Source organism: Paenibacillus sp. FSL W7-1287, from assembly GCF_038004245.1.
Taxonomy (GTDB): domain Bacteria; phylum Bacillota; class Bacilli; order Paenibacillales; family Paenibacillaceae; genus Pristimantibacillus; species Pristimantibacillus camelliae.
In genome coordinates, this window is record NZ_JBBORD010000003.1 from 1 (window position 1) to 13,024 (window position 13,024).

Genomic DNA, 13,024 nt, shown 5'->3' on the forward strand with positions numbered 1-13,024 from the left:
GCGAACCTGCATAGCAGGTTGTCACATGAATCTGCTTCTCTGCCAAAAGCTTCACCAGTGACCAAGGAGCGAACGCGACGTTGCGGTAATGCTGTGTTATATGCTGGTGCAATCCCGACTTCTTTGAATTAAGCCATGGACGGCGTCCCTCATGCTCTTCATTATTCAGATATTTAAATAGTTCTTTGATATCAACCTTGTTTATTTGAACTGCGTATTTCAATTCGCGCCTGCGAACATCCCCGAGTCTGCTTCGTAATCAAATATTTTAACCCGCGCCTGTGAACATCGCAGAGTCCGCTTCGTAATCAAGTCTTTTAATCCGCGCCTGCGATCATCTCCGAGTTCACTTCGTAATCAAGTCTTTTAATTCGCACCTGCGATCATCTCCGAGTTCACTTCGTAATCAAATCTTTTAATTCGCGCCTGCGATCATCTCCGAGTTCACTTCGTAATCAAGTCTTTTAGTATTTGATTTTCCAGTTTTTAATGCCTTTAACTAACTATCCTTTTGCTTTTTAAGTAATTTAATCAAATTCACCTCAACAACAGGACGTTGTGGACGAGGTACGTACAAAACTTTTTTCGGGATTGTCACTGGCATATAACGTTCTTGCATTAACGAACCTGCGTATAGCAGGTTGTCACTTGAATAATCTTCTTTGCCGAATGCATCACCAGTGACCGAGGAGCGCATGCGACGTTGCGTTAATGCTGTGTTATGTGCAGTTCGACTCTGCTCTGAATTACTTACATTAATCGTGCTTTTCTTCCAATCTCCAAGGAATAAAACTACTAAATTCTAATTGTATTATTGGTTCTGGGAAATCTTCTGGAACACATGCAATTTCAGCACTACTAAAGGCAAATTCAAAATTATTGATCTTAATTAAATTAGTTGATTGCCATTTATCTGAAACCTTCTTCGGTCCTTCTAAGATCTTGCCAACCAGATGATAAAATCCTAAATAAAGAACCTCATTATTATTATTCAAATATAAACTCATGAACTCACCTTCTTTTCTAGGATCAACACCGAGTTGATTAAAAAAATCTAGCAATTCAGGGCTCATAAAGTCACAATTAACACGATAATTCATACAATTATTACATTTACAATCTTCTTCAATATCATATTCTTCATAGAACTTACGAGTTCTTTGAATATCAATTTCAATAATCCAATCATTTTTAATCATTTTAATATTCATCTTAATTCAAATCCTCACTAGTTAAGTTTGTCGAATTGCACATAACTCCCTAATTGCTGTTGTTCATAAAATCTCCTACAGGACGTAGGATTAACGTACCGGTGCGGTAATTGTCAGCGTGGCGGTGGGATTTACGTCGTTGTGGCGTAGTAGATCTGCTCCGTACTTCACGTCCCGCGGTGCATTCGCTTTAGCTACATGCTAAGAGCGGCGTGTCACTTTTACCGACGTACTGCTTCAACATACTCCATCCTGCTCCGGCCCCGTTCCCGTTCCTACTTTACCTTCCCTCTGTAACATCACAGCTCCCACCAACTGCCGCATCACCATAGACCACAGCCGCACGCTCATCTTACATATCGAGCGGGCTTTTAATCCTGCGAATCTCCTTTGTGCTTACATGCGTATAGCGCTGTGTTGTCTTTGCGCTTTGATGGCCGAGGAGCTCTTGGATATACCGAATATCGATCCCGCTCTCTAGCAGATGTGTTGCAAATGAATGTCGCAGAGCGTGAATACTTGCATCTTTATGTATATCTGCAATAAGCAATGCTCTTTCAAATATTTTCTGTGCGGTTCGCTCACTCATATGCTTATGGTGATGTTGACCTGGGAACAGCCAGGTTTGGGGCATTTCTTCAGCGATATATTCCTCTAGCACCTGCCAAGCAGCATCGGACAACAAGGTTTGACGATCCTTTTTGCCTTTACCCTGTTTGACAAGGAGAAGTCCTCTTTCCTGATCTATATGCTCTATTTTTAGCCTTACAACTTCTCCTACTCTTAGTCCTGCAGTATAAGTCATATATAGTAGTGCACGATGCTTTAGATTAGGTAGTGCGTTTAATATACGCTTTACTTCCTCTAAGGAAAGCACGCTTGGAAGCTTTTGTTCTTTTTTCATTCGAATGTACGGCTGATCGTTCTTCTCTTTTAACACCTTTATGAAGTAAAATTTAGCGGCGCTTATGCACTGGTTTATGTAGGAGGAGGAACACTTTTTCTCAGCTAAATGCAAGGTGTAGCTTGAAATATACTTTCCGCTCCAACGATATTGCTTCTCTTTTACATACTGACTGTACAATTCCAGATGATTAACATAGACGCGGATCGTTTTGCGACTGTACCCTCGCACCAGCAAAGCATCAACCATACGCTTACGTTCCTCATCGTTCCAATGCGTCATAGCTGGCTTTGCTTGCTCATCATCGCTCGGTCTAGAGCTCGGGCTCATCCTCTCGTTGATTGCATCCATCAGCTCAGTGAATCCTTCAAGCTCGCTTAGCTCCATTCGCAGCCCCTCATCAAGCTTCAGCTCGGACATATTCTGCTGCATATACGAAATTACACTTATCGTATACGGTACGAGCCAGCATCTATGCTGAGGCATCCATTTACGCCCCGGAATAAGACGAACTTTTTCTAATCTCTCATTTGTAAATGGGAAGGTTAATGCAAGCCATTGATCATCAAACTTTCTTAATGTAAAAGACATGGAATGACCTCCTTATTATACCTTACTTTTCCAGTTATGTAATATAAAAAAGGGCTTACAGGAACAAGTCATTCTTGTTCTTGCAAGCCCGATGCTTTCGGTCTGAAACTATTAAATTAGTATATCTACTTTCGCTCTATTACATTTAATCCATAGACAAATCTAGCCGAACTAACACCACTAATCTTGCAAATTTATTATGGGTTAAGCTTACCGAACATAGCAGATTTAGTTTTAATTTTGCGCATTGGCATAGCTTAAGCTAATAAATTTATGGTCTAGCTAACATACCTAATCTAGCACATGTAGTGTTGGTCTAGCTTACAATATGCAGCAGAATAGTTTCGATATAGCGCACATTGATCTGACCAATTTTCACTGCAACACAACTTAGCTTTCGCTACAGCACGGCAAAACTACCAGATCTTCGAGCGAGCCCACATGCCTCATTTAGCAGATCTAATCTACTTCTCAGTCATGTACAACCTCTGTACCAGCTATAAAATCATGAATGGAACGCTTATCCTCCCGAACGCCGACCATAACTGCGCTCACAATGACTGCAATGCCGCACGTTAAGCCGTACACCAGCCCAGCAATAATATTTCGCTTAATCATCGTCCATAGCGTAGGCGGCATAAAGTCGTCAATTTTTCGAATTCGAATACCACATATGCGCTTGCCAATCGTATAGCCGTTCCAAAATACAGGAACAAGCAACGAGTACAACGCTGACAATATATCAGTCCATACATCACGGTTAGTGTCACCACTAATAATCAGTGATAAAACATACAACGGTACTCCGATAATAATTCCATCCAGCAACGCAGCACCGAGTCTAATCCAGAAACCCGCTTCACGCTCCAATTGCAGCCTCTCCTTCTTCCGTCGATTATTTACGTGCCGCATTTACCTCGATTAACAGCATAATCAATTTATTCCAATTATAGTATATGTCCACCTGTATGAATAGCTACAAATTATTCATATGACCACTAGTATGAATAGATGCGAATAATTCAAACTTAGCTGCTAATCGTTCGTTTCTTTTTTCCAGTTCATTAACGTTTGTTCATGACTATTGATCATCACATCGACCCATTGCCTCATCTCATACAACTGATTGTTGGCAGAGGGCTTGCTCTCAACAGCTTGGATACCTTGTTCAACGATTCGCTTTAGATTGGTGAATCCTTCAATTCTAATTTGGATAGCACGCTCCCATATCGATTCACTAACGAGATAATAATCCGTCCGCTCACCGGCTACTGTTGTTCTCTCTAACAGCCCACTCGACGTCAGCAGTCTTACATTCGTCGAAACACTCCCTCGGCTAATTTTCAAATGCTTGGACATCTGCTCTGCGGATAAGGGCTGCTCAGAAACCAGCATTAACCCTAATATTCTTCCACCAATTCTCGGTATCCCATAGTCCTCGTAATACATACCTAGCTTATCGATAAATGAGCTTTTATCCTTATCAAGCTCGAATGGTTGATCGTTCATTTGTAGATTGCTCCTCTCTAGCTATTTCTTAAAAATCGAATAAGTGCAGCGTTAAATTCAGATGGATTATCCTGGTTAGAGCAATGACTCGCCTGAGGGAGCTCAATGCAAGTACAATAAGGCTCACTGGCAGCCCACGCTGGGGCAATTTTTTTAATGTTTCCTGTCTCATCACGGTCACCATAAACAAGCAGTATCGGCTTATTGATTCGATAGCCCTCTTCGTAATGCAAGCATGCAGCTGTTGCTAAAAATATTTTGGTGAAATCCCGTTTACCAATGCGTTGAAAGGACTCTCTTAAATACTGCTGCACATCAGCCTTTAGCGCACTTGCTTTTACACTCGCTTCAACTAACATCTTCCATGGGAACATACGGGTTAATAACGGAGTAATACTTAGGTAAAATGCCTCTAGCCTAGTCAATTTCATCGTATTACAGGTGCAGTCAATTAACACCAGTTTCTCTACCTTATCTGGGTAGTAAAAAGTAAATTCTTGTGCAGTATTTCCACCCATAGACTGGCCGATTAGTGTCGCTTTTTCGATTCGCTCGATATTCATTATCTCCGCTAAATCTTCCATAATCATGTTTATGCTGAAATTGTCCCCCATTGGGCGCGAAAGCCCATGTCCTCTTGCATCCCACAGCAAGACGTTAAAATCTTGGCTTACCGTATCCATTTGCTCACGGAACATGGCATGATCCGCCCCTGCACCATGTAGAAATATTAACCACGGGTAATCCCCACGGTTTGAAACCCAGTAGTGAATAGTACAGCCCTCTCGTGTAAGTATCCTTTGCTCAAGCAACATCATCATCACGCACCTCCTTCGGAGTTTCATTTTAATAATTTCAGTATACACTAAAATAGGTGAAACTAACTACTTATCTCCTTTACTAGAAGGCGAATAATATGGATTTACTTATTTACTTTTCTGCTTTTCTGCTTTTTACTTTTCTCCTTTTTTGCTTTTTTGCTTATTCCTTTTTAAATAGGCTGTTTTCGTAAGCATTGTTGTTTATATGATTACAATTCACAAGGAAATCGGTATATAATGTATATAGATTTAGTTTACTGTTGTCTTGGAGGAGGTAGTTATGAGTTTACTTAATATCTCTTTTGTAATACTGATAGTCATAGGATTACTACTGTTTGTTTATGGGCTACAGAAAAATTCCCAATTATCTATGTTTTTCGGTGGAGTGGCTTTTTTGTCTCCTATATTTTACTTTATTGGATGGACTTCTTTTTTGCCTCTTATTGCCCCAATTGCACTGGTAATTTCATACTTTGGCAAGAAAAAGATAAATCTCACTTAAATAGACCCGAAAGGGTCTATTTTTATATACTTCTAAGTATTTTGACAGTTGCATAATTTGATTTCTGTGTTGCTGGAATAATATTTGCTCTACTCGTTTATCAAATGCTCAGCGTCGATTTCTTCGGCTTTAACACGCCCTGTTCCTGCTTTATTGCCATTTCTATCTTGTGCTACTACAACAGCAATTTTAAGGTTAGAGATGCCTTTTGTTGTCTTTTTTACCAGCCTTTTTGGCTCTTCTATGTGTGATTCCACGGCGATCTTTTAAGGACTCACGAAAGAAGTCTCGTCACTTTCTACGATTACTTACTTTAGAGCATATCAAAAACACCGCCGTCACTGAAATTCTCAGTAACGGCGGTGTTATCGTGCTCCTATGTATAGATCTGAGTTAGATTTGCAGACTGCTTAGTTCTGCTATTGATCGACGGTCCATCTGCTTTCTGCTTAGTTCTGCTATAAATCCACGATCAATCTGCTTTTGCTTAGTTCTACTATAGATCGACGGTCCATCTGCTTTCTGCTTCGTTCTGCTATAGATCTACGGTCAATCTGCTTTTGCTTAGTTCTGCTATAGACCCACGGTCAATCTGCTTACCACTTGTAACTCTTCTCTCGTTACTGCTTTAATCTGCTCCCCTACTTAATACTTAAAATTCACTTCACAAGTAACTTATCCTGCGTCATTTACATGTGCGAATGGTAAGCTTATCATCGCTCAGCGTAAATTGAATATGCTCCCATACAAGCTCTATGAAGCGCTCTGGCTCATAAATATCCCACGTATTCATATTCAGTGCATCATCAAAGCTTAGCACATAGTCAGCTGGAAATCTCGATACCTCATTAGATGTTCCTTGGCAGAACCAATATGCGATAAGCTTCTCCCACGCCTTGCGATCCTCATTGTATGGACTATCAGCTTCGCTTGCGGAAATCGTCGAGCCATCCTCTGCACGCTGATGGCTAGCTACTGCTTTACCTACAGCCCCTTCCGCTAAATGCAGCCGCTCAGCTAATGCCGCCAGCTCCTTCACTTCCGCTTCAACTACTAGGTCTACCGAGCCTTGAGCCCAGACCAACGCATAGCCAAGCTCATTCATATAAATATCACTTTTCCCAACAGGAGGACGTTTTTTTATGCCAAGCTCCTCTGCTAGAGTGACGATTTGCTCATCTGTAAGCTGTCCCAAGGAGTAGACACCGATCTCATCCGGCATCTCGCCATACTCTCTAATATAGCCAACGCTCCGAACCTGCCCCTGCTTTGCTTTGCGGTCACGCATGAGGACAAGCATAAGCTTCATCGTCATCATTTGTCTTTCCAGCTGCTCCATTGGCTCCATATCCGTGCCATCCACTCCTCTTTTGTTTGTCATAAATGATCATATTGTAGCACGGATGATCTATTGTCGTAACCAGTGGATTCATTCGCTACTTCATTCGCAACATATTAATACATTGCATATTAATACCCTTGCACGTATTTGGGAGGGGGAGCTTTACAATGCCCAACTTGTTTGAGGAGCTTCATAATGTTCGCTTGCTTGAATAGCTCATAATGTTCAGCTTATTTGATTAGCTCATAATGCCCCATCTGTTCGATTACCTTTATAATTTCCAGCCTGCTTGATTCGCTCATAATGCCCCACTTGCTTGATTAGCTTCATAATGTTCAGCTTATTTGATTAGCTCATAATGCCCCATCTTTTCGATTACCTTCATAATTTCCAGCCTGCTTGATTCGCTCATAATGCCCCACTTGTTTGATCAGCTTCATAATGTCCGCTCGTTTAATCAGCTATATAATGCCCAGCCTGCTTAAGAAGCTTCTGCTGCTGCTCTGCACGCTGTACCCTATCCGCATAATCCTCTGCAATCTGGTAGCTCAGGCCCCTCATTTGTAGCATCGTGCGCAGCTCCTCCACATTATGCACCATCCCCTCGCCAACACTGACGATTGCGCCATATTGCTCATAGTGATGCGTATCACTTCCTGCAACAACTGGCAGCTCCAGCAACTGAGCGAGCTGCTGGACACGCTGCTCCATATCCAGCCCGTATTTATAGAGATCACGTCCATTAAGATCAAATGCATCGAGCTCGCGCAGCAGCTCATGAGCAATATGGGAAAGTGGGTTTTCCTCACGGAACGGATGCGCACCAATACACACACAATGAAGCGAGTGCGCTTGCTTCAACAGCTGAGCCAGCCCTATAAATCGACTGCGGTCGCGGTGCGGCTCTAATTGCTCACTTAGCCTGCGAATCGCCATTAACTCCCCAATGACAACAATATGTCCGCCCTCTGCCACATCAACTTCAATCCCCGGCAATATAATGAGTCCCTTATACGTGAAATGTCCATTCTCGTATGTCGCAAGCTGCTCCAGTTGATCGTAAATATCCTCAAAATGTAGCGTGTTAAAATGCTCCGTTAATGCCATAACATCCAAATGCTGCGCTGCATGTGTGAGCATATCCTTCAAATAATCCCGCGATAGCTCGCTTTGCTTGCTCCATTTACAATGTGTATGTAGATCAATTCTCATCCTTCCGCCTCCCCTAATCGCACACATGGTGTGTACTGTTCTTCGTAATGATCTTCGTAGCGTTATGCCGTATTACCTTCTATTATATTGAAAAAATATTTTCATTTGTACTATTTTGAAAATAATTAACGCAAACTCAATATCCCGATAACAAATCGCTAACAATTCCCCTCTATTCTTAAAGCATCAAGTGAACACAGTCACCTTAGCGAACTTCAAATTCAAGGAGGAATCGTTATGCGTTTATCTGCTACAAATCAACGATGGGAGCTCACCTCTCAGCAAAAGCTAATGATTTTTATTTTATCTATGTCGTTGTATGGCATCTCCAACATGATTACTGAGCTATTACCCGAAATTAGAATTGGACCAGTTGAGCTAAAGGTAGAGTACTTTATTTTTATCCCGCTGCTGTTTGCTATCCTTTTCAATCCATTGTATGCCGCACTCGGCGCGTCAGTTGGTGAGCTTGTTTTCGGAGAGCTGCTGCTTGGGCAATTTGGCGGCATAAGTGAGCTAGAGAAGTTCATTCAGTTCTCACTGGCGATTTTTGTGGCTGGCATGCTCGTAACTAATCCGCGCAGTAAGCGACAGCTAGCATTTGCAGCGTATGTGGCCATTGGTATTGACCAATTGCTCGGCACGATTGTTGACATTGCGAAGGTCTACATTGGAATTGAGGATCTTGAAGCCGTGCCAGGTTTGCCTGAAAGCATACTAGCCATCGAGGGCTTCTCATTCCTCAACGCTATGATCGTCTCTGGTACATTGTTTTCCTTACTGCCTACTCTATATCTCGTGCCGCGTTTATATGGAAAAGTCGAGCCCCTGCTCGGTATGAAGCCACGAGATGGCCGAGCGAAGAGCTCTATCACTGAATTTGTAACTCCGCGCTTTATCATTATTGCGATTATGCTTGCTGCTATTGCCGCTGCTGCAGAGTTTTTGGCGGAGTCTGATATTGAGCTTTTCTCCTGGGAATGGGAAGCAGACTGGGGCAGTAGTGCGCTATGGATTAGCCTAGGGGTAGCACTCGTTTTGCTAGTAACAGTCTCCTTGATCATTCGCTCGCGCAAAAAGCAACAGCCTAAAGGAGAGCATTTATGATGACTATGGCTCAAGCACAAGCAGGTGCACAGGCTATACACGCAAAAACATACGCAACCGATATGGAGGTAAATGCCAGAGTTGATAAGCAGGCCGATGCTATTGCCAGTACGGCTGACAGTCAGCAAGCCAACGTGCTAGCTACTACAGACACGGATGTACAGGTAAGCGCACATTCAGGTACTCATCATGCCGCTGACGAGCAGGCCATTATCGAAGTGCGCAATGTATCCTTTTGCTACCCAGGAGCTGAGGTCAATACTTTACAGGATGTGAGCCTCCGCATAACCCGCGGTGATTTTGTTGCGGTGATCGGCAGTAATGGCAGCGGTAAATCAACGCTATGCAAATGTCTCAACGGGCTCATTCCGACCTATTACAGTGGAGATTTTGAGGGCAAGGTGCTTGTAAATGGCATCGACACATCAAGCACAACGATTGCTCAGCTGTCTAAGCATGTCGCTTATGTGTTTCAGGATTTTGAGAATCAGCTCGTGCGTCCTACGGTGTTCGATGAGCTATGCTTTGCCCCGCTCAACTTTGGCTATGAGAACTATAAAGAGCGTGCGCAGCAGGCACTGCGCATGCTAGATATCGAGGAGCTATCCAAGCAGTGGATCTGGCAGCTAAGCGGTGGGCAGAAGCATATGGTCGCACTTGCGGCAGCTCTTGCCCTTGATCCAGAGGTGATTATCGTCGACGAGCCGGTCGCTCAGCTAGATCCCGCGCATGCGAGGCTGATCTATGAGAAGCTCGCTATGTTAAATGACACCTATCATAAAACAATTATCGTTATCGAGCATCATACCGAATATATCGCAGACTTCTGCAAGAACGTTATTTTGCTTGATCAAGGTGGCCGTGTGCGATGGAGTAAGCCAGTAGATGCTGCGTTGTCCGCAATAGAGGAGCTGCAGGAGCTTCATATTCAGCCACCACAGGTAACACAAGCGATGGCTGCACTCCAGCTTCGCGATCCAGCAACTCAGCTGTACCCCGTGACAATCGAACATGCAGCTCAGCTATTGCAGCCGCTGCCCGGCCAGCAACTAATTCAACCAGAGCATAACGCTTCAAGCCCGCCGGAGCCATTAAATATAGACAATAGCTCCGACTCAAGCGATCGTAAAGCACTTGTCATTATCGACCATGCAACAAGCGGCTATCAGAGCATGAACAAGCAGCATACTGCAACGCTTCGTGACATCAATCTCACGATATACGAAGGAGATCGTATCGCGCTTGTCGGCAACAATGGTGCTGGTAAGTCGACGCTGCTACGCCTTATCGCGGGTATACGCAAGCCGTGGTCAGGCAGCGTAAACGTATGCGGTAACGATACCCGAAGCACAACACCCGAGCAGCTGTCCGATGCTGTATCTTTCATATTTCAAAATCCAGAGGAAATGTTCATTGCTGATCATATACGCGAGGATATCGAGTTTTTCTTGAAGGCTCGAAAGCAAGAGCAGATCGAACCCTTCATCAATCACATCATAGATACGTTCAATCTGTCAGAGCTTCAGCAGCGTGATGGGCGCTTGCTCAGCGGTGGGCAGCAGCGAAGAGCTACACTGGCCATCGGGCTTGCGATGAAGCCAACCGTGATGCTGCTTGATGAACCGACGGCGAGCCTTGACATCGTTAGTCGCCGTGAAATGACCAAGCTATTCGACGAGCTGCATGAACAGGTGCAGGCTATCGTTGTTGCTACGCATGATATGCAGCTCGTTGCAGACTGGGCAACGCGAGTAATCGTCATGCATAACGGCGAAATTTTGCTTGATGGTCGCAGCGAGGAAGTGTTTCAGCAGCCTCATTTACTAGAGATGGCTGCACTTATTCCACCGCAAATCGTCCAGCTCGGTCATAGATTACAGTGGCGCCAACCAGCACTGAGCGTAGAGCAATTCGTCAAGCGCATGAAGCAGCTTAAACTGCTTACATCAGCCGGCCCTTCGCCCACACGATAGCTATTACGATTAGAATGGGAGGTACATTATGGAGATCACTAATCCAATACATAAGCCAGGCTTCTGGGAAAAAATTAGCGTGGAGCGCATTAAGGTTGAGCTGCTTCGTACCGCCTACGGGCAGTCGATGACCTTCTTATCGCGCTTCGATCCGCGTATACTTATGGCATGGTACGCTTTTTTCGCCATCACGCCATGGTTTATTCATAATAAGGTTATTTTACTCGGCTTTCTTATTGCCATCGCCATACTCACCTATACCTCAAAGCCTAGCCTGCTTGTGCTGCTTGTGCTCGCGATTGGCTTGGTTTCCGATGCAGCCTATATGCTCGTTGTTTCGTTAATGTTCGGAGGCGGCTTAGCGGCTGCGTGGGCATTAAGTACACTAACGCTTAAGCTGCTCGTCATCACCCTTGCCAGCATTGCTGTATTCACAAGCATGGACCCTGAGCGATTGAGTGACGGGCTGCTAAGCTTAGGCTTGCCAGCACAATTCAGCTTTGGGGTTGCTTACGGCTTCCGCATGCTGCCGATATTAATTGAGGAGTACAACAACATTCTTTACTCCTATCGGCTTCGCGGAAAATCTCCTCAGAAAAAAAGCCTGCGCATGCTAATTTACAGCTTCAAGCTATCCGTTATCGCCTTTTATCCCCTAATCCTTAATACAGCAAAACGGACTCGAACAACGGTAGAAGCGCTCGAAATTAAAGGCTTCACCTATGCAATGCACGATCCGAAGGTTAAAAAGCTAAAGCTGTCATATTTGAAAATCACCTTAAAGGATCTAGCTTTTCTTGCCGTATCAGCGCTCTATATTGCCGTCGTTTTTTACCTCGGCAGCATGCTAGAGCTATAGTTTAATCTTTGATTGAATGATTCTTTCTACTATTTTGCTCAGAGAAAGGAGCAGTGCATCCTATGAATATTGATTTGCATTGCCATATTAAGCTGTCTAAGAAGCAGAATTTTTCGCTAAACTATTTTCAGCAAAGCATAGCCGAGGCGACAGACGCAGGACTAGATGCCATTGCGATGACGGAGCATTTCAATACGAACCATTACTATGACATTTATGAGCAGTTGAACGAGCACTATCCTTATACGAAGCAGCATTATTACGATATAAATGGCTTTAAGGTTTTCCCAGGTATGGAGGTTGACGTTGCAGGCGGCGGACATATATTGGTCATTGGTGAGCGAGACAGCATACTTATGCTTCGCCATATGCTTTCGCCTCATGAAGAGAAGCATAGCTTCGTAGATTTCGAGCAGCTGCTAGATTGGTGCGATGAGCTTAGTCTTATTCGGTTCGGTGCGCATCCATTCCGCACCAGTAATCCGCTAATTAAGCACTCTAGTGAGCTGCTGCAGCGACTGCATGCCTTTGATATGAATGGCAAGGATCTGTATACGTATGGGGAGGCAATGATCGAGCGAGTGGAACAGCTTTCCGAGCACATCGGCATTCCCATTATTGCAGGAAGTGATACCCATCACCCGCTGCAGTTTGGCGCGATCTATAATCAATTCCCTGATCCGATCAATTGCCCAAGCGAGCTGCTAAAAGCAATTCAACAGAGGCAGCATGCGATTCACATTGCAGCGGATCTAACACATCGCGTAAAGTCGGCTAGCTTAGTGAAGAAGCTGCTCAAGGAGCGTGGACCTGTCGAGTCTGCCTTCCTCTAGTTGCCGACGCACCGCTGAACATTGCTGCCATGAGCAATAGCGTGACGAGTGATGTCCATGCGTGACTGCAAGGCACCGGCATACGCAGTAACGAAGCACTGGCACGCGCAGCAGCGAAGCACTGGCATACGCAACAGTAAGGCGCTGGCACGGCGCTGCA

Annotated in this window: 13 protein-coding genes and 1 pseudogene; 5 read left to right on the forward strand and 9 right to left on the reverse strand. The window is 44.2% G+C overall.

Annotation, left to right across the window (positions count from 1 at the left end):
- The 6 genes from NSQ99_RS22885 to NSQ99_RS22910 all read right to left on the reverse strand — a co-directional run.
- A partial coding sequence (locus NSQ99_RS22885) for a hypothetical protein (protein WP_340839239.1) occupies positions 1–223 on the reverse strand: 223 nt, incomplete at its 3' end.
- A gap of 532 nt (positions 224–755) precedes the next feature.
- Positions 756–1,211: a hypothetical protein gene (locus NSQ99_RS22890; protein ID WP_340839240.1), complete on the reverse strand. Its 456-nt coding sequence runs from the start codon at positions 1,209–1,211 to the stop codon at positions 756–758.
- Positions 1,212–1,563: 352 nt separating this feature from the next.
- A complete protein-coding gene (locus NSQ99_RS22895; protein WP_340839241.1) occupies positions 1,564–2,706 on the reverse strand; it encodes a tyrosine-type recombinase/integrase in 1,143 nt (380 codons plus the stop codon).
- Between the two features lie 471 nt (positions 2,707–3,177).
- Positions 3,178–3,582 carry an RDD family protein gene (locus tag NSQ99_RS22900; protein WP_251669607.1) on the reverse strand — a complete coding sequence of 135 codons (405 nt, stop codon included), beginning with the start codon at positions 3,580–3,582 and terminating at the stop codon, positions 3,178–3,180.
- A gap of 159 nt (positions 3,583–3,741) precedes the next feature.
- Positions 3,742–4,215 carry a GbsR/MarR family transcriptional regulator gene (locus tag NSQ99_RS22905; RefSeq protein ID WP_340839242.1) on the reverse strand — a complete coding sequence of 158 codons (474 nt, stop codon included), beginning with the start codon at positions 4,213–4,215 and terminating at the stop codon, positions 3,742–3,744.
- A 17-nt stretch (positions 4,216–4,232) separates the two neighbouring features.
- Positions 4,233–5,036 carry an alpha/beta fold hydrolase gene (locus NSQ99_RS22910; RefSeq protein ID WP_340839243.1) on the reverse strand — a complete coding sequence of 268 codons (804 nt, stop codon included), beginning with the start codon at positions 5,034–5,036 and terminating at the stop codon, positions 4,233–4,235.
- Between the two features lie 280 nt (positions 5,037–5,316).
- On the opposite strand from NSQ99_RS22910, the gene NSQ99_RS22915 reads away from it, so the two are divergent.
- On the forward strand, positions 5,317–5,538 hold the full coding sequence (locus NSQ99_RS22915; RefSeq protein WP_251669346.1) for a hypothetical protein: 222 nt from the start codon (positions 5,317–5,319) through the stop codon (positions 5,536–5,538).
- Between the two features lie 110 nt (positions 5,539–5,648).
- Here NSQ99_RS22915 and NSQ99_RS22920 read toward each other — a convergent pair.
- From NSQ99_RS22920 to NSQ99_RS22930, 3 genes and pseudogenes are all read right to left on the reverse strand, one after another.
- Positions 5,649–5,843 (reverse strand): annotated as a pseudogene (locus NSQ99_RS22920) (IS1595 family transposase); the annotation flags it as partial.
- A gap of 380 nt (positions 5,844–6,223) precedes the next feature.
- Positions 6,224–6,919, reverse strand: coding sequence for a hypothetical protein (locus NSQ99_RS22925; protein ID WP_340839244.1), 696 nt, complete (start codon positions 6,917–6,919; stop codon positions 6,224–6,226).
- 414 nt (positions 6,920–7,333) lie between these two features.
- Positions 7,334–8,092: a PHP domain-containing protein gene (locus tag NSQ99_RS22930; RefSeq protein ID WP_340839245.1), complete on the reverse strand. Its 759-nt coding sequence runs from the start codon at positions 8,090–8,092 to the stop codon at positions 7,334–7,336.
- 237 nt (positions 8,093–8,329) lie between these two features.
- Between NSQ99_RS22930 and NSQ99_RS22935 the strand changes: the two genes are divergently transcribed.
- From NSQ99_RS22935 to NSQ99_RS22950, 4 genes are all read left to right on the forward strand, one after another.
- Entirely contained in the window at positions 8,330–9,199 is an 870-nt protein-coding gene (locus NSQ99_RS22935; RefSeq protein ID WP_251669353.1) for a cell division protein FtsQ, read from the forward strand.
- Entirely contained in the window at positions 9,196–11,172 is a 1,977-nt protein-coding gene (locus NSQ99_RS22940) for an ABC transporter ATP-binding protein (RefSeq protein ID WP_340839246.1), read from the forward strand. Before NSQ99_RS22935 ends, NSQ99_RS22940 begins: the two co-directional genes overlap by 4 nt.
- Positions 11,173–11,200: 28 nt before the next feature.
- Positions 11,201–12,031, forward strand: a complete 831-nt coding sequence (locus NSQ99_RS22945) for an energy-coupling factor transporter transmembrane component T family protein (RefSeq protein WP_340839247.1) — start codon at positions 11,201–11,203, stop codon at positions 12,029–12,031.
- Positions 12,032–12,093: 62 nt separating this feature from the next.
- On the forward strand, positions 12,094–12,864 hold the full coding sequence (locus tag NSQ99_RS22950) for a PHP-associated domain-containing protein (RefSeq protein WP_340839248.1): 771 nt from the start codon (positions 12,094–12,096) through the stop codon (positions 12,862–12,864).
- Positions 12,865–13,024 lie beyond the last annotated feature (160 nt).